The 22,624-nt window shown below is 59.5% G+C and carries 21 protein-coding genes and 1 pseudogene; 8 read left to right on the top strand and 14 right to left on the bottom strand.

Translation table 11 applies throughout. The features are described from left to right. Nucleotides 1–41 precede the first annotated feature (41 nt). The 7 genes from H2170_04655 to H2170_04625 form a co-directional block, all read right to left on the bottom strand. Nucleotides 42–416, bottom strand: coding sequence for a cytochrome C oxidase subunit IV family protein (locus tag H2170_04655; GenBank protein ID MCS6299377.1), 375 nt, complete (start codon nucleotides 414–416; stop codon nucleotides 42–44). 11 nt (nucleotides 417–427) lie between these two features. Further along, a complete protein-coding gene (locus H2170_04650) occupies nucleotides 428–1,276 on the bottom strand; it encodes a heme-copper oxidase subunit III (protein ID MCS6299376.1) in 849 nt (282 codons plus the stop codon). A 90-nt stretch (nucleotides 1,277–1,366) separates the two neighbouring features. After that, the gene (gene ctaD, locus H2170_04645) at nucleotides 1,367–3,313 is read right to left on the bottom strand and encodes a cytochrome c oxidase subunit I (protein MCS6299375.1); all 1,947 of its coding nucleotides are present in this window, start codon (nucleotides 3,311–3,313) and stop codon (nucleotides 1,367–1,369) included. A 31-nt stretch (nucleotides 3,314–3,344) separates the two neighbouring features. Beyond that, nucleotides 3,345–4,643 (bottom strand): cytochrome c oxidase subunit II, encoded by a 1,299-nt coding sequence (gene coxB, locus H2170_04640; protein ID MCS6299374.1) that lies wholly within the window; start codon nucleotides 4,641–4,643, stop codon nucleotides 3,345–3,347. A 160-nt stretch (nucleotides 4,644–4,803) separates the two neighbouring features. Continuing rightward, nucleotides 4,804–5,259, bottom strand: coding sequence for a DUF420 domain-containing protein (locus H2170_04635; GenBank protein ID MCS6299373.1), 456 nt, complete (start codon nucleotides 5,257–5,259; stop codon nucleotides 4,804–4,806). Nucleotides 5,260–5,310: 51 nt separating this feature from the next. Next, nucleotides 5,311–6,189, bottom strand: a complete 879-nt coding sequence (cyoE, locus tag H2170_04630) for a protoheme IX farnesyltransferase (protein MCS6299372.1) — start codon at nucleotides 6,187–6,189, stop codon at nucleotides 5,311–5,313. Between the two features lie 20 nt (nucleotides 6,190–6,209). After that, nucleotides 6,210–7,235, bottom strand: coding sequence for a COX15/CtaA family protein (locus tag H2170_04625; GenBank protein MCS6299371.1), 1,026 nt, complete (start codon nucleotides 7,233–7,235; stop codon nucleotides 6,210–6,212). A 263-nt stretch (nucleotides 7,236–7,498) separates the two neighbouring features. On the opposite strand from H2170_04625, the gene H2170_04620 reads away from it, so the two are divergent. Then, nucleotides 7,499–7,981 carry a transposase gene (locus tag H2170_04620; GenBank protein MCS6299370.1) on the top strand — a complete coding sequence of 161 codons (483 nt, stop codon included), beginning with the start codon at nucleotides 7,499–7,501 and terminating at the stop codon, nucleotides 7,979–7,981. A gap of 184 nt (nucleotides 7,982–8,165) precedes the next feature. After that, a complete protein-coding gene (locus H2170_04615; GenBank protein MCS6299369.1) occupies nucleotides 8,166–8,387 on the top strand; it encodes a hypothetical protein in 222 nt (73 codons plus the stop codon). Between the two features lie 159 nt (nucleotides 8,388–8,546). On the opposite strand, the pseudogene H2170_04610 reads toward H2170_04615, so the two are convergent. Beyond that, nucleotides 8,547–9,279: pseudogene (locus tag H2170_04610) on the bottom strand (hypothetical protein). Nucleotides 9,280–9,364: 85 nt separating this feature from the next. On the opposite strand from H2170_04610, the gene H2170_04605 reads away from it, so the two are divergent. The 4 genes from H2170_04605 to H2170_04590 all read left to right on the top strand — a co-directional run bounded on the left by H2170_04605 (nucleotide 9,365) and on the right by H2170_04590 (nucleotide 13,863). After that, the gene (locus tag H2170_04605) at nucleotides 9,365–9,844 is read left to right on the top strand and encodes a substrate-binding domain-containing protein (protein ID MCS6299368.1); all 480 of its coding nucleotides are present in this window, start codon (nucleotides 9,365–9,367) and stop codon (nucleotides 9,842–9,844) included. An 881-nt stretch (nucleotides 9,845–10,725) separates the two neighbouring features. Beyond that, nucleotides 10,726–11,088: a hypothetical protein gene (locus H2170_04600; GenBank protein MCS6299367.1), complete on the top strand. Its 363-nt coding sequence runs from the start codon at nucleotides 10,726–10,728 to the stop codon at nucleotides 11,086–11,088. Between the two features lie 30 nt (nucleotides 11,089–11,118). Then, the gene (locus tag H2170_04595) at nucleotides 11,119–12,702 is read left to right on the top strand and encodes a transposase (GenBank protein ID MCS6299366.1); all 1,584 of its coding nucleotides are present in this window, start codon (nucleotides 11,119–11,121) and stop codon (nucleotides 12,700–12,702) included. A gap of 213 nt (nucleotides 12,703–12,915) precedes the next feature. Then, nucleotides 12,916–13,863 (top strand): hypothetical protein, encoded by a 948-nt coding sequence (locus H2170_04590; protein MCS6299365.1) that lies wholly within the window; start codon nucleotides 12,916–12,918, stop codon nucleotides 13,861–13,863. Between the two features lie 407 nt (nucleotides 13,864–14,270). Here the strand turns inward: H2170_04590 and H2170_04585 are convergent, their stop codons facing one another. Then, nucleotides 14,271–15,617, bottom strand: a complete 1,347-nt coding sequence (locus H2170_04585; protein ID MCS6299364.1) for a transposase — start codon at nucleotides 15,615–15,617, stop codon at nucleotides 14,271–14,273. Nucleotides 15,618–15,679: 62 nt separating this feature from the next. Further along, the gene (locus tag H2170_04580; protein ID MCS6299363.1) at nucleotides 15,680–15,937 is read right to left on the bottom strand and encodes a hypothetical protein; all 258 of its coding nucleotides are present in this window, start codon (nucleotides 15,935–15,937) and stop codon (nucleotides 15,680–15,682) included. A gap of 18 nt (nucleotides 15,938–15,955) precedes the next feature. Here H2170_04580 and H2170_04575 point away from each other — a divergent pair, with 18 nt between their 5' ends. Continuing rightward, entirely contained in the window at nucleotides 15,956–16,192 is a 237-nt protein-coding gene (locus H2170_04575) for a hypothetical protein (protein ID MCS6299362.1), read from the top strand. A gap of 248 nt (nucleotides 16,193–16,440) precedes the next feature. On the opposite strand, the gene H2170_04570 is transcribed toward H2170_04575, so the two are convergent. Continuing rightward, nucleotides 16,441–17,535 (bottom strand): alanine--glyoxylate aminotransferase family protein, encoded by a 1,095-nt coding sequence (locus H2170_04570; protein ID MCS6299361.1) that lies wholly within the window; start codon nucleotides 17,533–17,535, stop codon nucleotides 16,441–16,443. A 147-nt stretch (nucleotides 17,536–17,682) separates the two neighbouring features. Between H2170_04570 and lpxK the strand changes: the two genes are divergently transcribed. Then, the gene (gene lpxK / locus H2170_04565) at nucleotides 17,683–18,879 is read left to right on the top strand and encodes a tetraacyldisaccharide 4'-kinase (GenBank protein ID MCS6299360.1); all 1,197 of its coding nucleotides are present in this window, start codon (nucleotides 17,683–17,685) and stop codon (nucleotides 18,877–18,879) included. A 535-nt stretch (nucleotides 18,880–19,414) separates the two neighbouring features. Here lpxK and H2170_04560 read toward each other — a convergent pair. From H2170_04560 to H2170_04550, 3 genes are read right to left on the bottom strand one after another with little or no spacing between them, the layout of a single operon-like run. Then, entirely contained in the window at nucleotides 19,415–20,182 is a 768-nt protein-coding gene (locus H2170_04560; protein ID MCS6299359.1) for an ATP-binding protein, read from the bottom strand. Then, nucleotides 20,179–21,645 carry an IS21 family transposase gene (locus tag H2170_04555; GenBank protein ID MCS6299358.1) on the bottom strand — a complete coding sequence of 489 codons (1,467 nt, stop codon included), beginning with the start codon at nucleotides 21,643–21,645 and terminating at the stop codon, nucleotides 20,179–20,181. The genes H2170_04560 and H2170_04555 overlap by 4 nt, the downstream gene beginning before the upstream one ends. Then, nucleotides 21,642–22,001 carry a hypothetical protein gene (locus tag H2170_04550; GenBank protein ID MCS6299357.1) on the bottom strand — a complete coding sequence of 120 codons (360 nt, stop codon included), beginning with the start codon at nucleotides 21,999–22,001 and terminating at the stop codon, nucleotides 21,642–21,644. Before H2170_04550 ends, H2170_04555 begins: the two co-directional genes overlap by 4 nt. Between the last annotated feature and the right edge of the window lie 623 nt (nucleotides 22,002–22,624).

The raw sequence follows: 22,624 nt of genomic DNA, 5'->3' as shown, positions 1-22,624 counted from the left end.
GGCTCTCAATGGAGCCGCCTTTTTATTGTCGTCTGCACCGCTTATTTTGCGGCCTGCGCTTTCTCTGCGTAGATTTCTAAGGCTTTTAGCGGAACGCTGTCTGTTGCTGAAAAAATAGCCATCAGAGCCGCTACTGTGCCGGCGGCAAGTATCAACCCAATAAAGAACAGGATCGTGCAGAAAAGTTTGTCCCATTTCAGGTGCATGAAGACGAAGATCACCAGCATGAACTTCACCACCGAGAGGATGACAAGGCTGCTGACAATCAACCATTTAACCAGTGGCAGGTAGATCAACACGATCTCCACACCGGTGATAACGGCGAGAATCATGGCAAGCTGAACAAAAATATGAAACTTGCTGCTCTCGGTATGACCGTGGTCAGCCGAAACGGAGGATTGGATGGGGGCGCTCATGGGCAAATTAATCAAAGGTATTCGAGCAAGTATACGACGGTGAAGATCACGATCCAAACGATATCAACAAAATGCCAGTAAAGCCCCATGGACTCCACATCGACCGCATTGGCCTCGCCAAATTCGACTGCTTTGCTAGGGCGAGCCAATACAACCAGTGCAATCAAACCCACTGCGGTGGCAATGAGTGCTGGCAGTTCGTGGTGCAGCAGAGTCGAGAAGGCCTCGGCGGTGGCACCATGGTCTTGGATCGCGTGAACGCCGCCCAACAGCGCTTTGATTGAAGCGACCGTCACGACAGCGAAAACAAGCAGGTGAATGACGGACTTGAGAATCCACGGGCTGCCGTCAGCCGGTTTGAACGTGCGAATATACATGAGCACCAGCCATAATACACCAATGGCTACGTGGCAGCCGTGGGTACCAGTTAAGGTATAGAAGGTGGAGCCAAACATGCTGCTGTTGAGCGTGAGGCCTTTCGCATGCACGAAGTGACTGAATTCGTAGACTTGGCAGGCTAGGAAGATCAGGCCGAAGACGATGGTGCCGAGCAGCATCTTACGGGTAGCGCCGACTTTGCCTTTTTGGCAGGTGTTAACCGCCAACGCCATCAGCAGCGACGACATGAGCAGGATGAACGTCGAGAACGACGTCAGTTCAAGGGAGAACAGGCCTAGAATGTCGGGCTGGTTGGGTGTAGGGTGAAGACGGTAAATCAGGTGCGTCGAAATGAGCGCGCCGAAAAACATACAGTCCGATGCGAGAAACGCCCACATGAACAGCTTCTTGTTGGGAATGCCGGTCGTGGTGGTGTGGTCGTGGTGGTGATCAATGGCCCCGGCGGCCGCGTGTGTGCTCATTGGCTAAAAAAGTGAAATAAAGTTGTCGGGCTGGTTTCCATTTAGGGCGTTAATATAATGCCACTATACAGATACCAGCCTTGGGGAGGATCAGTGTTTCTTCGAGTTTTTGTCGTCGAGGTGGATGTGGTAACCGCCTGGGCCTTCTGCGGCCCAGAGGTAAACACCGAGGAACATCACAACGCCGCCGGCGATGGCACCGATCATGATGTGGTTAACAAAGAAGATTGCTCCAATCAACAGGCCGATAGCGGCCACCAGCGGAAACCAGGATTGGCTGGGCATGTGGATGCCGCCGTGGGATTGCTCAGCCAGAGCGCTCGCAGCCTTGTCCTTGGCGGTCTGCTCAACGTGGGTTTTCTCATACCAGAAGGCGTCGCGGGCATGAACAGTTGGGATAACATCGAAGTTGTGCTCGGGCGGGGGCGTGCTCGGCACGGTCCACTCCAAAGTGCGCGCACCCCACTCGTCGTGGGTGGTTTTTTCACCCTTAAAATAGGTATAAACCATTACGCAGAAGTAGATTGCCACGCCAACACCGAGGATCAACGCGCCGATGGTAGCTATCATGTTTGCCTCATTCCAGCCCATGTTGCCGTCGTAAACCGCAGTGCGGCGGGGCATGCCGTTCAAACCCAGAAAATGCATCGGGAAGAACGTGATGTTAAAGCCCGCGAAAATGACCCAGAACGACGTCTTGCCCCAGGCTTCCGAAACTTTGCGGCCGAAGATCAGGGGGAACCAGTACTGGATACCTGCCAAAAGGGCGAAAACAGAGCCGCCGATTAGCACGTAATGGAAGTGGGCCACCACGAAGTAACTGTCCTGCTGTTGGGCATCCGCCGGTGCGGCAGAGTGCATCACGCCGGAGAAGCCGCCCATCATGAACATCCACAAGAATCCGAGTGCGAACATCATTGGAGTCGTCATGCGCAGCGTGCCACCCCAGAGGGTGCCGATCCAGTTGAACATTTTAACACCCGTGGGAACCGCAATCGCCATCGTTAGCAACGAGAAGGCGGCAGTTGCAACCGTACCCATGCCGGTGGTGAACATGTGGTGCGACCATACGCCGAAACCAAGGAACCCGATGGTGGCACCCGAGAACACGATGATCGGGTAGCCGAAGAGCGGCTTACGCGCGAAGGTTGGGAGAATTTCCGAAACGATGCCCATCGCGGGAAGAATTAAGATGTACACCTCAGGATGACCGAAGATCCAGAACAAGTGCTGCCACAGGATCGGTAAACCGCCGTTGGAAACGTCAAAGAAACTGGTGCCGAACGAGCGGTCCATCATCAACTCGACGAGAGCGATGGTTATGGCGGGGAACGACAGGATGATGAGGAAGGCGGTGATCAACGTCATCCAGGTGAACACCGGAAGGCGCATCATGGTCATGCCGGGCGCGCGCATGTTGATGATGGTCACAATGAAGTTGAGTGAGCCGACCACAGAGGAAACACCCAAGATTTGCAGGCCCATGACCCACAGGTCGGTGGACATGTCTTTGGCGAACTGGTTGGAGTAGGCAGTCGAGGTGAGTGGTGCGTACCCGAACCAGCCTGCGTCGGGTGCTCCGGATTTAACAAACCAGCCGATGTTCAGGACGATGGCCCCGACCAAAAACACCCAGAAGGCGAAGCCGTTGAGCCGCGGGAAGGCGACGTCGCGGGCACCGATCTGCAGTGGCATCATGTAGTTGAAAAACGCCGCCGACAGGGGCATGACCGCCAGGAAGATCATGGTGGTGGCATGCATCGTGAACAGCTCGTTGTAGAGCTGGTGCGAGATGAGGGTGTTGTTGGGCACCGCGAGTTGCAGGCGGATTAGCAGCGCCTCGAACCCTCCGACCAGGAAAAAAAACAGCGCGGACATGCCGTAGAGCAGGCCGATCTTCTTGTGGTCCACGGTGGTTAACCAGCTGATGATACCGGTCTTGGCAGTGGGACGGGTGAGTAGCCAGGAACGCTTCTCCACGGGAGCGGCGGCGTGGCCAGCGTGGCCGGCGGATTGGGTTTGGGATTGGGCAGACATGGTGGCGGCGGCGTTCGTTAAATTGAAAAGTTTACTTCAGGCTGTGTAGGTAGGCGACGAGGCTACGGGCTTCGTCGTCGCTGACCACGATGTTGTGGCCGGTGGTTTCACCGGTCGCGCGGTCGATGTTGAGGTACCCAGCCATGACGTTGCCGCCACCGGTAGGAACACCCACATACATCTTGTTACCGGGTTTAAGCTCGTTGGGGTGGGTAAGCCAATGATGGAGGTTAACCTGGTTGTTTTCCAAGAGACCGGCGGCAATAGTGCTGCGCGAGCCCACGTGTGTCAGATCGGGACCCGTTACGCCCAGGCCTTCGTTACCACGCACGGCGTGGCAGGTGACGCAGCCTTTTTGTTGAAAAATTTGGCGACCTTGAGCAATGGCTGCGGGATTTTCGCCAGCGTTGATCACCTGTTGTTTTTTCCAGCCTTCAAACGGATTGGCGTCGAATTCGGCGGTATAACCTGGGGCGTTACGACCTGGATTGGTGTAGGCGTAAGGAGCAGCGGGAGGCGACGCGGGAGTTGCATCGGCGGGCACGCTGCGAGCAGCGCTCTTTTGGTGGGCGACCCAAGCGGCGAAGTCGGCTTCGGCCAAGGCGATCACGCGGAAACGCATGACAGCGTGGGATTCGCCACAGAACTCAGCGCATTGGCCCCAGAAATATCCGGGGGCGTCAGCCTGCAACCAAAGGTGGTTGCCGCGGTTGGGAATCATGTCGACCTTGCCGGCGAGTTTTGGAACCCAGAATGAGTGAATGACGTCAGCGGTGCGGAGGTTAACGCGCACGGGGCGACCGGCAGGGATGACCAATTCGTTGGCGGTCGAGAGGGTACCGACCCCGTCGATCTGCTCCTTGGGGTAGTCGAAGCGGAACCACCACTGGAGGCCGGTTGCGGTGACTTCGTAGGCGTTGGCTTTTTGTTCGGCTGGTACGTCGTAAGTGTACCAGATGGCTTTGAGCGTGGGCACCGCGATAAAAACTAGGGCGAGCACGGACAGGCCGATGAGGCTGAGCTCGATAAGCGGGTTGCCATGGCCAGGGTCAGGCGGGAGTGCCTTGGGGTCATCGGTTTTGCGGGCGCGGAACCGGATCATGGCATAAGCCAAGATGCTAGCAACGATCACAAAGGTGATGCCGGTTACCCAGCATGTGACGTAAAAAACATCGAGCTGCGAGCGCGCGACCGGACCATGCGTATCGAAGGTGGATTGGGGGCCTGTGAGCCAGTTGAACCACCCGCCGGTGAACAGCGGTACAACAGAAACGGCCGCGCAGGGAAGGGCACGGTGTTTAATGAACTGATAAATAGACGTTAAGGTCATTTGTCGAAAAGTCGGGAGGGCGGTCGAGTCAAACAGTTGGAAAAAAAATCAATAATTCGAGTCAGCGTCCGCAAGCAGCGGGGCATTTCAAGCCATAAACTCACATGCTGAACAGCATAAGCAAACGATGTGGCCGGTGAAGCACAGCTGCAGGTCGGTTTTATGGGGTCGAGGGCCACCATTGGTAGAGGAAGAAGTAAACCAATACACCGGTGATGCTCACGTAATACCAAATGGGGAAGACCACGCGGGCCCATTTGCGGTGGCGCTCGAAATCGCCTTTGAGGGCGAGGGCAAACGTCTTGGGTACCAAGTAGGCGATGCTGATCGCCAGCAGAATGTGGCTGATGAGCATCACGAAATAAACCGTGCGGATGGGACCTTCGCCGCCGAACTGGGTGTGGACTGCCTCGCCGGCGCCCACCGCCATGCCCTTGAGGATTTTGTGGCCGATGTAGCCGACCAAGAAAATAGCCGAGACGACTCCGGCCGCCAGCATGCAGGCGCGGTGCGCAATTTTGCGGCCGGTTTTGATGCAGATGAAGCCCGCAGTGATGAGTACTGTGGCGAAGGCGTTGAGTCCGGCGTTGAACGCGGGGATGTCGTTAAGGGTCATTGGGTGAAAAATCGGTTTTCAGGCATCGGTTAACTGTTTTGCGCTTTCCTCTCAGAAAATAAACCGGTCGGCCACCAACGCGCCCAGTTGTAGGGGCAGCCATCCTATAGTCGTGAAGAACAACCGGCGGGCGTTCTGGTCGCGTTGGGTTGTGCGCAGGAACGCACCGGCTCTCGTCAGAAACCACGTGCCCAGCACCACGGTCACCACCGTATAAAAGGGACTCGCCAGCCCCAGTGCCTGAGGCAGCAGGCAGACGAGGATCAGCCCCACGGAGTTGATAAACGACCAGCGGGCAACCTTGCCGCCTTCGCTATCGCGCACGGGCAGCATCGGGAAGTTAACTGCCCCATAGTCCTTCCGGTAGGTCCACGCCACCGCCATGAAGTGCGGGATTTGCCAAAAAAACAGCACCGCAAACAGAATCCACCCCAGTGCCGTGACGCCACCGGTTGCCGCCGCCCAGCCGATGAGCGGGGGAAACGCCCCTGCGACCGCCCCAATCTCGGTTGACCAGTGCGACCAGCGTTTGGCCGGCGTGTAGATGGCCAGATACGAAATGATGGTCAGCAGAGCGAAAAAAGCCGCCCCGCCATGCATATAGGTAAACATCACACCGAGCCCACCTGCGCAGAGCCCCACGCCGATTACAAAGGCCGAACCCGTCGCCACTTTACCAGAGGGAATCGGCCGGTCTGCCGTGCGCGGCATGACTGCGTCGGTGTCGCTTTCCATCCATTGGTTGAGCGCCGCCACGCCGCCGGCGCACGCGCACGTACCCGCAACCAACGCGGTGAATTCCACCGGGTGCCAGCCGGGGCGGGCGGCGGCATAACCCACCAGCGTGGTGATCACCGAGAGCAGGCTCAGGCGTGGCTTGGTTAATTCAAGGTAATCCCCAAAGCGGGCCTTCGAGGGTGTGTCGTCCATGCTGGAAGTATCGGTGGTGGTCATGCGGCGAGCGAAGCGGATCGGGTGCTAACGAAGGAATTCCGGTACGTCCACCACGTTACCGTGAAGACTGTGGCCAGTAAAAACGCTCCCACGATCACGTGGGCGGTGGCGGCGTAGGGATTGCGCGTCGACCAAACCGTGATGGCGCCGAGCAAAATCTGCACAAAAAGCAGGCCGCCGACGAGTCCTGCGGCGAGTTTATGCGCACTCCCCGTCGTTGCCGAACGCCAGAGCGCTACCGCGAGAGCGACCAGAACGCCGGTCAAAACCAGCGCCATCACCCGGTGGGTAAAGTGGATCGCCACCCGGAAATCCCAGTGCGAGGGAATCAAACCGCCCTCGGGTGTGAGCGGGAAAGTCGGAATCGCCAGCCCCGCGTTGTTGTGGCGCATCAGGGCGGCGACCACCAGCTGAACAAAAATGAGTAATGTCGAACCCAGGGCCAGGCGACGCAGGCTGGCGGAATTAAGGTCGCCCGTGTCGGCGCCTGGCGAGGCAGTACGGGAGGTCTTTTCCGCTTTGATGCCCTCGATCCACGGGCGCGACAGCGACGCAGCGATGGCGAACAAGGTGCACACGTAAACCTGGGCCAAAATACCGTGGGGAATGCGCAGCATTTCTCCCAGCGACATGGCGAAACCGGGCACCATGACCTCGTCCTGAAGCACACGGGTGCCGCCTAACACGCCTTGGATCACCACAATGCCGAGCGACCCCCAGCCAAGGTTGCGCAACCAGCCCCGCGCTTCGTAGCGGTGCAACCCCACCACCAGCCCGATGGCGAGCCAACCCATGACCATGCCGAAGAGGCGGTGCGAATGCTCGGCGAATTTATCGATTTCGCTCAGCCAGCCCTCGGGGTTGATCGAACCATTGGACAATGGCCAGTCTTGGAATGCCATACCTGCGTGGATACTCGTGGTGAAGGCTCCGAGGGTGACTACGCCAAACACCCACAGTGAGCTGAGCGCGGCGAACCACGCGATGACGGGTCGATAGCTAGCGGTGCGAAAAGAGGTCATGAGGAGTGGCTTCAGGCTGTGCTTGGACACCGCCAAAGGCGCAACCAGTACCCACCCCGGCGGGTTTGACAAATCCTTCCGCAGGAAAATCTGCCCCGCCCTAGATTTTAGGCCATGGGGTCATTGCATGCTTTTCGGTGCTGATGGTACTTAGTCGCCCATGAATAAATCATAACCTGCTTTCTAATATTTATTTGAGGTTTTTATTTGGCTCCTGTTTTTCTGGCTAAGTCTAAACACACCAACAAAAACTGGGGAAATCGATGAAGCCAAAAGGCCCCGTCCACCAAGCGCAGCGGGAACTGTTCCGAACCGAGTTGGAGGGTTTGGTGGATGCGGGCCATGCGCTAGTGACGATGGGACGGCAGATGAACTGGGCCGTGTTCGACAGGCAATTGGGGCAGACGTACGACCCGAGCAACGGGGCGCCCGGGGGGAGCACGAGGCTGATGGTGGCGCTGCACTATTTGAAGTATCGGTATGATCTGAGTGACGATGTCGTGCTGGCCCAGTGGGTGGAGAATCCCTACTGGCAGCATTTTAGCGGACGGCAGTTTTTTGAGCATGAGATTCCGATCCATCCCTCGAGCATGTCACGGTGGCGCAAGCGGCTCGGGGAAGCCGGGGCGGAGGCGATGCTCAAGACAACGATCGACACGGGACTAAAGATGAAGGTGATCACGCCCGCGCAGATTGATACCATTTCGCACTCAAAAAAATACAAACGAACCGATTTTAATCGCTAATGAACTAATAGCCGCTAATAACAGTAGCGAGTAGCGGGTAGCGAGTAGGCTGAAGTTGAGCCGCGATAGGAATGTGATCATTGAATTAGCGTATCTTCTTGTTGATTAGCGGTTAAAATTCCGTGTTTTTATGTTTGGCTGCTGGGTTGCTGGTGCGGTGAGCCTGAACTGTAGCCAAGTTTTTATGCGTATGAATGCAAAGGGGTATGAGACCATCATCGTCGATAAACGCCGCCGGGGAACGATCCCCAAACGAGTTTGGAAATGGATGAAACGCCGCGCCGCCATCGAACCGACCATCGGACACCTCAAGGTCGAACACCGATTGGAGCGCAATCTACTCCACCTCCTTCGTTCGTTGTTCACCCCAGCATCCCGGGATCAGTTTTTGGCGGTGATGTCGTAAGGTGCCTTTTTCAGAGCCGACTAATTAGAGTTTCGGATCGAAAGTAGTGCTTCAATCCGCATCGGCGATTGTGAGAAGAATACGGTACAAACCTGCGGGCTAAAGCACCGCACTACCTCAGAACTCAATCCGACAAGTTCAATGTTGAGTGTTGGACGTTTACCGTGCCGGCAGGGTGTAGCTGAAGGCGTAGCGTTTGGCCGACACCTTGTAGCGGTCCAGGGTGTCGGGTCCGCAGCTTTGACTGCCGAGTCCGCGGTCGGCCGCATCAAGGTAAACAATCGTCTCTGCCCGGGGGGGGCAGGTCGGTCGTGTGTTTGGCCGCGTAGAGGTCTTCGACAGTGAAATGCGTCGCGTTGAACTCCAGCAGCGGCGCGGCGGCGATGTGCACGGTGGGCGCCTTGCGGTCGGCCGCGGACAACTCCAGCCAGCGGGTTTCGGTGTGGTGGTCGTGTTCCTGCGGCATCACGTAGTCCACATACTCGGCCGCGACGGTGGTCGCGTAGCGGGCGAGCAGGCTGCCGGTCTTGCGGTCGGCATAATTCTCCACCGGGCCACGCCCAAAGTAGGCGAGGTTTTCGTAGCCGGCTACCAGGTCAAAACGCACCCCGGCGCGCGGTAGGTCGGTCATGTTGGCCCCGGTGAACGCGATCACGTTGTCCACCACCAGGCGAGCGTCGGCATGCAGGGCGTAGCTGTGCGTGTGGGGGCAATCGCTCCACTTTTCCCGGCCGGAGGCGGCGTGGGAGACCATCACCGTCACCGAGCCGTCGCGGTTGGCTTTGTACGCGAATTTGCCCGGTTGGTGCTGGATCGGTTTGTCGGCCAGGCCGAGTTTCTGCCAGCGACCGAGCGCTTTGTTGCTCTGGCCGGCGGCAGTGGCGGCTTCCATTGGGGAAAAATTCCCGACCGCTTCCCTCGCGCATGATTACCCTGGAACAAACATTGATCTGATCAACAGCGATGATCGCCGGGGCGTGGGTGACCTAGTCGACCACCTTTACGCAGGCGGGCATTGGCGGATCGGTTTTTTCGGGCTGTGCCCCGAGGTGACGTGGTCCTGCTCATGCTACGGCGCTTACCTGGAAGCCATGACTCGGCACGGTCTGGAAATCGACTCCCGCCTCGCTGTGCGCATCGACCTGTCCGCCGCGCTTTCCGGGACCGAGTTTCGGGATGAAGTCGCCTTTAACCAGGTGAAAACCCTCCTAAGTGAAGGTGTCGATGCGTGGGTTTGTCCCAGCGCCATGACGAATCAGTCGCTCTGTCGCTACCTTTTGGCCAATGGCGTGCGCCTTCCCGAGGACCTGTCGCTGGTGAGTTACCATGGCAATTCGTGCCCCAGTTCCGCCGACCTGCCGGTGATCACCACCTCCGAGGTGGTGGCTGGGGTTTGGCCCCTGACTAGTCGAACGCAGATCAGCCGAATCCTTGAGCTCACGCTCAAGGCCACATGATTCGCGAACACACCCCTTGTGGCCTTGAGCGTGAGCTCAAGGTCTGGAGTTTGGCCGGTTTAACCCGAACGCCGAAGTTTTAACCACGGAATTCACAGATGAGCACAGATAACAGAGTGTTACTGAATTTGAAGACAGGATGAAAAAAGGGGGGCAAGCTGAGTCCGTTTACCTCCTAAGGGATTGTATCTGTGCAATCTGTGTAATCTGTGGTTGGTTTGAACTTCGGAATTCAGGTGTGCGACCATGAAACTAACAACCATAACAGTGAAAGTCTGTTCGACCGAATTTAACGATTCGCGGTCGAAGGGCCCGGTCACGGATGCAGGCCGCGAGGCCTCGCCGGAAAGCACGACCGTGTGCCCGAACCAGTCAGCCGCAACGAAGGTGAACCCCATCCAATGAGCTCCGTTACCGAAACAACCGACGAGTCCAGCCGCTACCTGAACGGTGAAGACTGCAAGGATCGGAAAAGGCAGTCTCGCAAAGACGTAGGACCTAAATCGTTGATTTCCGATCAACACGTCGGCGGAGTCAGCGGGGGCGGCGGGGTGGGAAAGGTCGTTAGGTTAAGTGGTGAGACCTGCGGCGGTGGGGCGTCTTGCGATGCCTCAACCACCGGCACAAGCGCGGCAAAACCTCGTAAGGCCGGACGGGCCGTGGCAGGAGTCGGAGACCTCCATAGTAGTGATGATCTAGCGGACATTAAAACCGCCGGGGAGCGAAGGGAGGGCACTTGTTCCCACGCATCACAGAGCGGCAAAGGACCCGACGATGGCTGGGGTGATGAACTCTGGATAAAAACGTCACCGAAGGTTCGGAAGCTGCAACGTGTGCTATATCGGAAAGCAAAAGCGGAGCCGCATTGGCGGTTCTATAGTTTGTATGGAGAGCTGTATCGGCAGGACATTCTGTCGGATGCGCTCGATCAGGTGATCGCCAATGACGGCGTGCCGGGAGTGGACGGGTTCGAGGTGGAAACGCTCGTAAAGAACGAAGCCTATCGGGCGGCATGGCTGCTTGCGCTGGCGGAGGAAATGCGAACGAAAACCTACCGACCCAGTCCGGTCCTGCGCGTCTATATATGGAAGGATCAGGCCAGGACCAAACGTCGTGCGCTGGGCATCCCTACGGTGAAAGACCGGGTGGTGCAAAGCGCGGCGGTGATCGTGTTGCAGCCAATCCTAGAGCCTCCTCGAAAAGGTTTTTGGTTTTTTCTAGTAAAAACAACTTATGTGATTTAAGTTTACTGTAAAAGTGCCGTATTATACTGCATGAAAACAGGAAACAAAATAAGTAGCGGCGTTAAATTATCAAGTAACGAATCGATCGTTTATCCCTCCGGCGACTTCTTTTCAACCCCGGCGCGCAGTGATTTTGGTGATTTCTTACTGCAATTACAGCGCTTTTGGCGGTCCCACCCCGAAATCGAAGTGGCCATGACCGCCGATCTCGACGCCCACGCCATGGCGGAAAAGCGCGAACGGCGGAAGGACCGGGAGTTCGAACTGGCGCAGACCGAGGCGTTGTTCGCCGTGCCGGCGTCAGGCACGGCGGAAAAAACGCAAGCCGAGTTCCTCGCCGCAGGGCGTCCGCGCACCCCCGCTGTTGTGGTTTTTATCACGGCCATGGCCACCGGTTACTTGGGGTCGCAATACAGTGCCTGCCCCCGGATGGTGCTGCTTGAATCGGCATCGTTGCGCACCTTGCTCGATGATTTGGGGTACACGCTGCCTGCACCTAATACCGTTGGCCCCCTGATAAATCGCCTGAGTGAGAGTACTCTCGCCCTGATCCACCGGGCCCAATTGGCCGATATTTTGGCCGAAGGGCTCGATTCGTTTACCGATATCACCCTGGACAGCACGGCGATCAAGGCATCCAGTTGCTGGCCAACAGACTCCGGTATCATTTACCGCCTCTTTGAGCGAGCCTACCGCATGGGCGGCAAGCTCGACCAGGTCGGGCTTAACTCGCTGCAGGATGGCTTCAAAGACCACTGGCTGGAGGAGTTGCGAAAGAGCGCCCGCGCCATCGCCCTGCTGGGTGGTGGTCCCCGCCGAGCCCAAAAACTCCGGCTGCTCTACGACCAGTTTTACCAAATCGCCTGCAAGTTGGGCGGCAAGTTGCTCACCCAAGTAGAAGCCGCAGAGGCCGAAGCAAATGTTAAACTGGCCAAGCTGCGGCCCTCCAAGCGCCGGATCGCGGAAGACCTACTGGACTGCATCCACGGGGACGTGGTCGCGGTGATTACGACGATCCAGCAAAGCATTGCGCGGGTGCATGATGGGGTGAAGACCAAGTCGAGGGAAAGGGTCCTCAGCCTGGCCGATCGCAGTGCTGCTTTTATTGAAAAAGGCGGGCGGGAACCGGTGATTGGCTACAAGCCGCAATTGGCCCGCAGCCGCGGCGGTTTTGTCACCGCGCTGATTCTCGACGCGGGCAACGTGGCTGATTGCAAGCAACTGGTGCCCCTGCTGATCCAGAATATCGCCAACACGGGCCTGGTGCCGGCGAGCGCGAACGTCGACGACGGCTACTCCAGCGCCGAAGGGCTGGCGCAGGCATACGAGCTGAAGGTGGCCAAGGTGAGCATCTCCGGCGCCAAGGGGCGCGCCTTGCTCGGCGAGGAACTGTGGAACCACCAGGATTATATCACGCTTCGCGCCGAGCGCAGCGCGATCGAGTCGCTGATGTTTACGCTCAAGTTCAACCACGGGTTCGGCCGGCCGGGTCGTCGCGGGTTGGCGGCGGTGCGCAGCGAACTGACCCTGAAGATCCTCGCGCACAACTTTGACCGGATGATTTTGGTGCGCGCGAGGAAGTCTCAGGAAAAGCCGCTGCCCTTGGCGGCCTGAGTCGCTTCGCTCGTCGCGGCTAACCCAAATCGGTTCAATTAGTTCGGTGCAAAAGCCCCGGAGCGAACCGCCGTGGACTTCGCCGTTGGAAAAGCGACCTTGGTGATGGGGCCGGGGCTGTTTTTAGGCCGCCGCCCCTTCGTGAACACGTAAACCGAGTTCGTTCAGGGCTGTTTGCGCCCCCAGTGGCCGGCCGGGGCGGGAATACGCCCGTTGCGAAAGGCTTTTCGAGGAGGCTCAATCCTAGAGGCGGACTTCCATGACCATTCCTACGCCTACCGGCCGAAACGTCGGACCCATCAGGCGATGGATAAGGTCAAGGAAGCCATGCTGAGCGGAAAGGTGGAGGTGGTGGACGCGGATTTATCGAGCTACTTCGATATGATCCCGCACCGCGAACTCCTGCAATTGGTGGCCAAACGGGTGAGCGATGGGAGCGTGTTGCGTTTAATAAAAACGTGGCTGCGAGCACCCATCGTGGAAGAGGACCGGGACACGGGGTGCCGCAAGGTGAGCGCGAACCGGTGTGGCACGCCACAAGGCGGAGTTATATCGCCTCTGCTGGCGAACCTCTACCTCAACGACCTCGATCATGCGGTGAATGAGAAGTGCGAACAAAAGCCGACGATGGTGCGTTACGCCGACGACCTCCTGATCCTGTGCAAACCGGGTCAAGGGGCGGGGCTGCAAACGCGACTGAAACGGTGGCTGGAGGCACGTAAGTTAAAGCTCAACGAAGAGAAAACCCGACTGGTGGATACACGAAAGGAAGGCTTTGAGTTCCTCGGTTTTTCCGTCGCATGGCGGCAAGGCATGAAGAGCAAACGAAGGTATCCGCACGTGGAACCCAGTGCGAAAAGTCTGGCCAAGTTACGCGACAAAGTGCGGATGGAGCTAGATGTGCGAACGCGCAACCAACCGGCGGTGGCGGTGGTCCGCAAGGTCAACCAAATCACTCGCGGTTGGGCGACGGCGTTTCATTACGGCAACAGCACGCACGTGTTTAGTAACCAGCAGGCTTTTGTGCGCAACCGGTTGCGGCGGTGGCTGTGGCGAAAGTATAGCCGCACCCACGGACTCTTCGAGTTCTTCACCGACGACCGTTTGCATGGTCAATACAAACTATGGCACTGGCCGCTTACGGCGGCTTGGAAGCAATGAACTCCGCTGAAACCAAACCGAAAGAATGGGGACTCGGTAAGCCGTGTGCGGGAAAACCGCTTGCACGGTTTGACGAGGGGGAGGGTCGCGCTGACGGGTTACCGACGCGCGGCTCTCTCTACTCTACTTAACTCGTGCCAAGAACCATACAGGTGCTGCGCATCATGTATGGCGATCTGAGCTGATCACTCCGGAGAGTTTCGCAGACTTCGCAACAGCCACCCGCACGTCCACGAACGCATCGAAACCCATGCCGTTGCTACCTGCGGTACGCTTCTACCTTAGCTGGGGGGGACGGATCTCAACTCGTTTTGGGGCCAAACTCCAGTCACCACCTCCGAGGTGGTGGGGTGGTGGCTGGAGTTTGGCCCCAAAAGCAGGTGGATGCGAAGCGGCCGGAGGCCCGGTTACGCAGCGCGGAAGAGTGCTTCAGCCAAGAAGGGTGGCGCTTTTGATGAGTTCGTGGAGGGAGGGTCGGTCGACGTGAAGTCGGAGAAACTCTCTGGGGCGATCTGGTCGGCCCAGCATTCGCTGCGCAGGGTGCGCAAGAGGTCCCCCGTGGAACTGGTCGCAGGCGAGGCGCCCGAAGAGTGCGTGCGCCATTTGGGCGGGCGAAGATGCGGCGGCGGATCAGGGGTTTGCCCCGCAGGATCGCCGAAGAGCAGGGCGGCGATTAACAACAGCGCATAGGCGGCGACGGTGGCGGCGGGTTGGTTGCGGTTGGAGGCGGCGGTGCGCAGTTGTGCCTGGCCGGTGCCGATCAGGGTTTTCTCATCCCGGAAGTTTCCCTCGATGCCCCAACGCCAGAGGTAATACTGGAGTTGGTCACCCACGGGCATATCCGGGTCGGTGCAAACCAAGAAGGCAGGCTGGCGATAGAGCAGCTTCGAGCCTGCGCGCAATCGGTAGCCCACCGGGGCGATCACCATGACTTGCAACGGGAGCGTCGCCCCGGCTTTACGCCACAGCACCGGCCCGAGGGTCTTGATTTTAAAGGTGTGCTTTTTTCCGGCCGCATAAGCCTCGACGCTTTGCCAGGCCACGGTGTCGTCGGTGCGCAGCTCTTCCGGGGTCTGGACCGGCGCGCCATAGACCGGCGGGCGACCGGTGGCCGCGGGTGGTCCAGGCAGGGCGTTGAGCACGGCGTCCCGGCGGATCCGGCCGATATAAACGGTCTTGGCGGGCAGGCCCTTGAGTACGACCGCATTGGTGTAACTGCCATCGCCGGCGACCACCAGTTTGCGCGTGTCTGGCAGCGCCTGGCGAAGCTGCTGGATGCGGGCGAGCGCGACGACATTAAGCCGCTGCTGTTTTTTCTTCTCCGTGTACTGCTGAACCTCGTCGGTAGTGGCTTTTTTACCCGGCTTTGGCGGCGTCGGCGCGTGGGTGAAATCCACCGGAATCATCCGGGCGTGTCCGTCGGAACCAGGCCAGGCCGCAGAGAGTTGCACATAGCGCTGGCCGCGCACCAGGTTGGTTTGGAACGCGGGGCCGAGCGGATCGCGTTTCCAGCCGACGCCGTCGATCTTGACCCCGGTTTTGCGTACCAGGGTGTCATCGATGGCGGCCACCAACGGGGTAAGCGCCGGCAGGTTTACCTCAAGCTCATGGAGGACCGTGCGGAAAAGCCCCGCCGGCTTCACCCGGTCACGCGAATACAACCGGTAGTCGGCCGTCCAGTCCTGCTGGGCACGCCCGCACAGACAAATCAGGTTGGTAAGAGTCCCCCGGCACGGTGAAACCAGTGCCGCCATGAGATGCCCCTGCAGTCTCCGGGCGCACTCGGGGGCGGCGCAAGCCGCAGCACAAGCCCGTTTCATAAGTCGTCCCAGCCGATCGGATAAACCCAACTGGACTTTTTTTTAACGCCTACGTCCACCAGCTCGGGCGTGACCGGCATAACGGGCGCGACCAGACTGCGTGAGAGGACCAAATGATGCGCGTCGGTGACGGTCCACTCGACGGCCTCCGACTTGGCGAACCCCATCGTCTGGGCGATGGAAGCGGGTAATGTCACATACCACTGCTCACTGTTTTTGCGGATGATGCGCTGAACTTTGGTGGTGGTGCTCATGGTCCGACACCATCGTTCATGGCCACGCTTTTTCCCATGGGCCCGACGCCCCATTTATCTCTACGGCCTTCTCCGGGCCAACTAGTCAGAGGCCAAACTCCAGTCACCACCTCCGAGGTGGTGGATGAAGAGATGGGGGCGGCCACCCTTCGCCGGCTGATCAATCGGCTGGAAGCCCCCGGCGAATCGCGTCAGACGATCCTGTTGCCCTCGAAGTTGGTGGTCGGTGCGACCTCGCGGATCGAGCGCCTATAGGCCTTCAAATAGCGCATTTCAAATAATGTTATAGCCGGGATCGGGCTCGACGTAGCGCAGGCTTCTAGACTGCTTTTATGATGAGCAGACTGGAAGTCTGCGCTACTTCAGGCGGCTACAGATTTATTTGAAACGTACTAGCGTTTCTAGGGGGTGGGTGGCTGAACGGGGCCCCTACGAATCTCATCAATAAAAAAGCCGACCAGGACCGGTCGGCTTTGTTTTTTTTAACGCTAGGTGGCGTTCGCTTAGGCGGCCGGGGCTGCCTTGGGCGTCTCGGCCAAGGCGGCATCTAGGGCCTTGATCAGCTCGGCGATGGTCGCGTCGGTTTCGTCACCCATGTTGGAAATGCGGAAGGTCTTGCCCTTCAACTTGCCGTAACCGCCGTCGATCACCAGCTTGTGCTTGGACTTGAGGACCTTGTTCAACACGCCGAGGTCGATGTTCTGGGTGTTGGCAAAGCAGTTCAGCGCGACCGAGCCGTAGCCCTCCTTGGGGAACAGCTTAAAACCCTTCGAGAAGATGAAGTCTTGCACCATCTTGTTGAGGCGGGCGTGGCGGGCGTAACGGGCCTCGATGCCCTCGGCCATGATGTCTTCGAGCTTGGACTTGAGCGCGTAGATCAGGGCGATGCACGGGGTGCTCGGGGTCATGCCGGCCTCGTGGTTCTTCTGGAACTCGATCAGGTCGAAATAATACCCGCGGTCCTTGGCGAGAGCGGAGCGCTCCAGGGCCTTCTTGGAAACGGTGATCAGCGCCAGGCCCGGGGGCATGGCGAGGGCCTTTTGCGAACCGGTGATGACGATGTCGATACCGAGCTCGTCCTTCTTGATCGGAACGACGGTGAAGGAGCTGACCGTGTCGATGATCGAGATGACGTCAGGGAACTCGCGCAGGACGGCGGCGAGCGCGTTGATGTCGCTCATCGTGCCGGTGGAGGTCTCGTTGTGAATGATGGTGACGCAGTCGTAGGCGCCGGTGGCGAGCTCCTTGCGGACGGCCTCGGGATCGACGGGCTGGCCCCAGTCAAACTTGAGGGCGGTGGCCTGTTTGCCGCAGCGCAGGGCGACGTCGTTCCACTTGTCGGAGAACGCGCCATTCATGCAGTTGAGCACCTTCTTGTGGCAGACGTTGCGCAGGGCGCCTTCCATCACGCCCCAAGCGGAGCTGGTGGACAGGTACACCGGATCCTTGGTGTAGAAGAGCGCCTGCAAGTCCGGTTGAATGGAGTTGTAGAGCGCCACGAAATCGGTGCTGCGGTGGCCGATCATGGGCTGAGCCATGGCGCGCAGGGTCTTGTCGGAGACGGCAATCGGACCGGGGATGAAGAGTTTGTAGCTCATGGGCGTGTGTGGATGTCCACCGGCGACGCGCCCCGGAGGATGTCGGCAACTTGCAGAGGATTAAGTTGCGTGACCCGGCTTGCGGCGTGGTAGAACAGTGAGCCAATCGCCCCCGCCCGCCCTCCGTCAACTCCCTAATCCGTCCGCATGTCGTCCTGGCTCAAACGCCAACTCAACACCTTCGAACACTACACGATCGATGTCATTTTCGGTCGGCGCGAAGGGGTGCGCGCGACCGTTTTCGCGGGGTTTTTGCAGGGATTATCTTACCTTTTTAGCGGCATCGCCCAGGCGCGCCTGTGGCTTTACCAGAAACGCATCCTCCACGATCAACCGCTGGGTTGCCTCGTCGTGGTGGTGGGTAACTTGACCGTCGGCGGCACCGGCAAGACTCCGGTGGTGGAAAAATTCGCCGCAGCCCTGCGCGACCGCGGTCGCAAAGTCGCCATCCTCTCGCGCGGTTACCGCAGTAAATCCGCCCCGATGTGGAAAAAGTGGTGGTACCGGCTCTCGCACACCGAAGAGCCGCCGCCGCGCATCGTCAGCGACGGCAAGCGCGTGTTACTCGACTCCGAAACCGCCGGTGACGAGCCCTACATGCTGGCGCGCAATCTCCCTGGCGTGCTCGTCATCGTGGATAAAAACCGCGTCAAAGCCGGTGCCTACGCCATTAAAAAATTCGGCTGCGACACGCTCATCCTGGACGATGGTTTTCAGTACCTGCCGCTCAAGGGCCGGCTCAATTTGCTGCTGGTCGACAAGACCAATCCCTTTGGCAACGGCCACCTGCTGCCGCGCGGTATCCTTCGCGAGCCGATTAAGCACCTCAAACGAGCCAGCTACGTTTTCCTGACCAAGTCCGATGGCGAGCGCGATTTGGAGCTCGAAGAACTCATTCAGACGCACAACCCGGGCGTGGACCTGATCGAGTGTGCGCACCGTCCCCAATACCTGCAACGCGTGGGTAGCGACGAACGCCAGCCGCTCGATTGGCTGGACGGCAAACGCGTGGGGGCGTTTAGCGGTATCGCCGTGCCGGAGAGCTTTGAGAAATTCGTGCGCGATTTGGGCGGCCGTATCCAGTTTACCCGCCGCTTCCTCGACCACTACCGGTTCACCTCGGAGGACTTCGTTGAACTGTTCACCGAGGGCATTGAGCAAAAGGTCGAGTTCATCGTGACCACGGAAAAAGACGCCGTGCGCCTGCCTGAAGGCCTACCCTGTGCGGTGCCCATTTATTACCTACGGCTGGAGATCGACATCATTCGAGGGGCGGCCGACTTCGACGAAGCGGTGGAGCGCATCTGTTTCCATGATGCTCCGGCGCGAGCCGGGGTGGAGTAGCGCCCTCCGAAGTAGCGGTGCTTCCGCCCGCCTCCGGGGAGTACGGTGCTTTAGCCCGCAGGTTTACCATCCAGATGCGGGCTGAAGCACCGCTACCTTTGATGCGACACTCTAAATGTTACTACCTACTAAAGCATTTGAAATAATGTTATAGCCGAGATCGGTTCGACGTAGCGCAGGCTTCTAGTGCTTACTTGCAATAATAAGTGATATTGTATCCGCTTTGTAGATGGGACGAAAAGCCGTGCGAATCACTTGTAGCGAGGGGGATCAGCAATCCCTAGAAAAACGGGCAACCAGCCGGATTGAGTCGAGGCAGCGAGTTGAGCGCGCCCGGATGATCCTTGGGTGCGTGAGTGGCGAGCAGGTGCAAGAGGTGGCGCGCCGCTGCAACACCAGGCCGAACACCGTAATAAAGTGGAGGGATCGCTTTGTGTGAGCGGCGGCGCGAACACCGTCTATTTCTGGCGGTTACAAAATCACCTGTCGTAAAAGCCGATGACCGGCCCCGCCAGGGGCCGATCATCAGGCCCGGTCAGCTTGCAGGTTCGTCGGCCAGGCGGTCTTTCATGCGGTAGGATTTGCCCTCGATGACGACGGTCTGGGCCCGGTGCAGTAGGCGGTCCAGGATCGCCGCGGTGATGCCAGCGTCGTTGTTAAAGATCCCTGCCCAGTGTTTGTAGGCCTTGTTGGTGGTGACGATCAGCGAGCCGCGTTCGTAGCGTTGGCTGACGATCTGGAAGAGCAGGTCGGCCCCCGACTTGTCGAGCGGCAGGTAGCCGACCTCATCGAGCACGAGCACCGCAGGGGTCATGTAACGCTTCAACTCGGCTTGCAACCGGTGCAGGGACTGGGCGGTGACCAGGGCGTTGATCGCGTCCACCGCCGTCGTAAACAGCACCGTGTAGCCCGCCTGGCACGCCGCGTAGCCCAACGCGCTCGCGAGATGTGTCTTCCCAAGCCCCACACCACCGCAAAACACCGCGTTGGTGCGCTCCTTGACAAAGCCCAGTTCGAAGAGGTGCCGCACCTGCGCTTCGTTCAACTCCTTGGGCCAGTCCCACTGGAACTGGTCGACGGTTTTCTTGACCGGGAAGCGCGCTGCCTGGATGCGCCGCTCCAGCGCCCGGATCTGGCGGTCCTGGGTCTCGGCCTGCACCAGTCGGCGTAAAAATTCGGCGTGCGAACAGCGCGCCTTGGCCGCCTCGGCCGTGAGTTCGCCGTGGTGGCGCAGCAGGTAACCGAGTTTCAGGTACTTGAGTTGATCTTTTAATAAATCGGTTTTTTCGGGTTCTGTTTTCATTGGGTATAGGGGCTTAAATCCGGGGGACGCAGTTCGAGTTCCAGTGCGGCCAACGCGTCGGCGCGGGTGAGGTGGATCGGCCCGGCTTGCGGCAAGGCCCGCGCGCGTTGTTCGAGCAAGTTGAGGATGTAATCGCTGGAGTAGGCGCCGAGTTCATGGGCGCTTTCGATCGCCCGGCCGACTGCCTCCGTTCCATACAGGGCCACCAAACCCACGATAGTCGCCAGGTGGTGTCCCGCGTTGAGCCGGCGCTCCTCCAGCCCCCGTTGGTAGGCGGGTGCCGCCGGGCTCAGTTCCAAAAACCGTAGCCGCAGGCGCTGCCGCGCCCCCTGCCGTTTGCGCTCCTCGAGTTCGCGCACATGCTCGGGGTTTTCCACATCGGCGCGGCGGGCAAAACTGCGGGCATGCTCGGCCACCAGGGTGCGGTCCGCATAAAACCTCACCTGCGCCCCCTCGATCTGCGCGGTGAGTAGCGCCCCGGCAAACTTCGTGGGCACCGAGTAGCGGTTCGTTTCGATACTCACCCGGCACCGCCGCGACGCCCGCACGCTTAAGGTGCGCACCGCCGGACTGGCCACCGGGTTAAGCGGCAGGAGCGCAGCGCGCTCCTCGGGCAGCCGGTCCACCGGCCGGCCCTGGGTTTCAGCGTGAACGCGCACGTTGGCCACCGTTTCCAGCCACAAGCTGGCGGCCGGCCCCAGCTCGGTAAACCCGTTCATCTGCCGCCCGCCAAGGAAGCTTTTTTTCACGTAACCCACCGCGTTTTCCACCATGCCCTTGGACTGCGGATGCCCCGGCCCGCACGCTTTTATCGTAAACCCGTAGTGCCGGGCAAAGTCCAGGTACTGGGCGTTGTACACCGGGTCGGTCCCGGGCACATGCGAGAGGACGGCCGTCTTGCAGTTGTCCACCATCACCTCGCGCGGCACCCCGCCGAGTTTTTCAAAGGCGCGCCGGTGACAGCCCAGCCACCACTCCTGGCCCTGCCCGAGGGTAAATTCCACATGCAGGAACCGGCTGTACCCCAAAACCATGACGAAAAAACTTAAAGCCCGCCGGGTGCCGTCCACCTCCACCGCGCCAAAACTGCCCCAGTCCACCTGCGCGGTCTGGCCGGGGGCAAACTTGAGGGTAAGAAACGCCTCCAGGTTCCTCGGCCGCACCCGCCGCACGTAGTCTTTCAAAATTGAATACCCGCCCGTGTACCCCCGCTCGCGCACCTTTTGCCAGAGCTGCATGGCGGTGAACGGATGGGCCTCCAGCCAGCGCGCGATCGCCGGCTTGTGCACGTCGAGCTTGCTTGGCCTAGGCACCTGCGCGGCCTGGCTGCGCACGTACTTTTCCTGCGCCTGCCAGCGCCTCACCGTCTGCACGTGCAACTGGAGCGAGCGGGCGATTTGCGGCGCACTGTGACCGGCCGCCTCCGCCTGTTTTATCCGGCAATACAGTTCGTAATCGATCACGCGCCCACCTCCCGGCTCGGCGGCGGCGTTGCCGCCAGCGTGTGCGTTGGCCTGCCCCGGTCCAAGGAGAGCACCTGGTAAAGTGGCGCGGCGTAGGCGATCACCCCGGCCTCGATTAACTGCCGGCGCGCCTCGACCAGGCCGTCCTCGCTGAGCGTGAGCAGCCGGGCCAGGGTGCGCGTGGCGTAGTAACTCAGCCCGTCGGCGTCGCCCACGGTGACCAGGACCAGATAGAGGCCCCAGGCGGGGGCACTGGCCCGCCCCAGGTAATTGCCCCGCACCAGCCGGTGGTCCAGCCAGCTAAACTGGGCCGGCGTGCGCCGGAGTTGTTCGCGATCGATCGGTTGTTTTTGCATAATCGGGCGGCTGGACGTCGATGCCCAGGATCACCCGCCCCCGGGATTGCAGGTGTCGCAGCATGGGTTCGAGGTCCTCTTGTAACGTCACTCCGGCGAACTGCGCGATAAGCCCCACGAGCACAGGGTTTTGCGACTCCCATCTGTCTTGTAACGGCACGCAGGGATTCGGTAACGCCACCTCGGCGACCGGCTCGGCTTTAGGCTGGTGCACAACGGATTGCGTAGTTGGGATGTCTTGTAACGCCACCCGCCGTCGCGGCCCCCTCCGCCTTGAGTACCCCGGATTGGCCTTCCGCCACTCCTGCACCCGTTGGACATTTTCTGGGCCTTTCCAGTGGTCGAGGTTCTCCGGCTTCGCCAACCATTTGGCCTGACTGGCCGCCCGGCTCGCCCGTCGGCATCCCGGCTTCCCGCAGTAGCGCTGACGCTCGCGGTTATGCGCGTCGGGCAGAAAGAAATCGACACAGTGCAAACACTTGCGTGAACCGGTTGGATGCATCGCTGTGCATCCGCCAAGCGTCCCGCCGGTTCAATCTCCACCCATTCGCACCCCTCATATCCCCAGCCGGACAGGGAAGAAAACCCACCCACGGAAGAAGAGTATTACTCTTTTTAAGGGG

This window comes from Opitutus sp. (assembly GCA_024998815.1).
Classification (GTDB): Bacteria; Verrucomicrobiota; Verrucomicrobiia; order Opitutales; family Opitutaceae; genus Rariglobus.
The sequence above is the reverse complement of the archived record's forward strand: the minus strand, read 5'-3'. Positions and strand labels throughout refer to the sequence as shown.

Excerpts from the sequence above, each read along its gene's own strand:
- H2170_04655 (MCS6299377.1), bottom strand. The coding sequence starts at position 416 with ATGAGCGCCCCCATCCAATCCTCCGTTTCGGCTGACCACGGTCATACC.
- H2170_04650 (MCS6299376.1), bottom strand. The coding sequence starts at position 1,276 with ATGAGCACACACGCGGCCGCCGGGGCCATTGATCACCACCACGACCAC.
- ctaD (MCS6299375.1), bottom strand. The coding sequence starts at position 3,313 with ATGTCTGCCCAATCCCAAACCCAATCCGCCGGCCACGCTGGCCACGCC.
- coxB (MCS6299374.1), bottom strand. The coding sequence starts at position 4,643 with ATGACCTTAACGTCTATTTATCAGTTCATTAAACACCGTGCCCTTCCC.
- H2170_04635 (MCS6299373.1), bottom strand. The coding sequence starts at position 5,259 with ATGACCCTTAACGACATCCCCGCGTTCAACGCCGGACTCAACGCCTTC.
- cyoE (MCS6299372.1), bottom strand. The coding sequence starts at position 6,189 with ATGGACGACACACCCTCGAAGGCCCGCTTTGGGGATTACCTTGAATTA.
- H2170_04625 (MCS6299371.1), bottom strand. The coding sequence starts at position 7,235 with ATGACCTCTTTTCGCACCGCTAGCTATCGACCCGTCATCGCGTGGTTC.
- H2170_04620 (MCS6299370.1), top strand. The coding sequence starts at position 7,499 with ATGAAGCCAAAAGGCCCCGTCCACCAAGCGCAGCGGGAACTGTTCCGA.
- H2170_04615 (MCS6299369.1), top strand. The coding sequence starts at position 8,166 with ATGCGTATGAATGCAAAGGGGTATGAGACCATCATCGTCGATAAACGC.
- H2170_04595 (MCS6299366.1), top strand. The coding sequence starts at position 11,119 with ATGAAAACAGGAAACAAAATAAGTAGCGGCGTTAAATTATCAAGTAAC.
- H2170_04585 (MCS6299364.1), bottom strand. The coding sequence starts at position 15,617 with ATGGCGGCACTGGTTTCACCGTGCCGGGGGACTCTTACCAACCTGATT.
- H2170_04580 (MCS6299363.1), bottom strand. The coding sequence starts at position 15,937 with ATGAGCACCACCACCAAAGTTCAGCGCATCATCCGCAAAAACAGTGAG.
- H2170_04575 (MCS6299362.1), top strand. The coding sequence starts at position 15,956 with ATGGCCACGCTTTTTCCCATGGGCCCGACGCCCCATTTATCTCTACGG.
- H2170_04570 (MCS6299361.1), bottom strand. The coding sequence starts at position 17,535 with ATGAGCTACAAACTCTTCATCCCCGGTCCGATTGCCGTCTCCGACAAG.
- lpxK (MCS6299360.1), top strand. The coding sequence starts at position 17,683 with ATGTCGTCCTGGCTCAAACGCCAACTCAACACCTTCGAACACTACACG.
- H2170_04560 (MCS6299359.1), bottom strand. The coding sequence starts at position 20,182 with ATGAAAACAGAACCCGAAAAAACCGATTTATTAAAAGATCAACTCAAG.
- H2170_04550 (MCS6299357.1), bottom strand. The coding sequence starts at position 22,001 with ATGCAAAAACAACCGATCGATCGCGAACAACTCCGGCGCACGCCGGCC.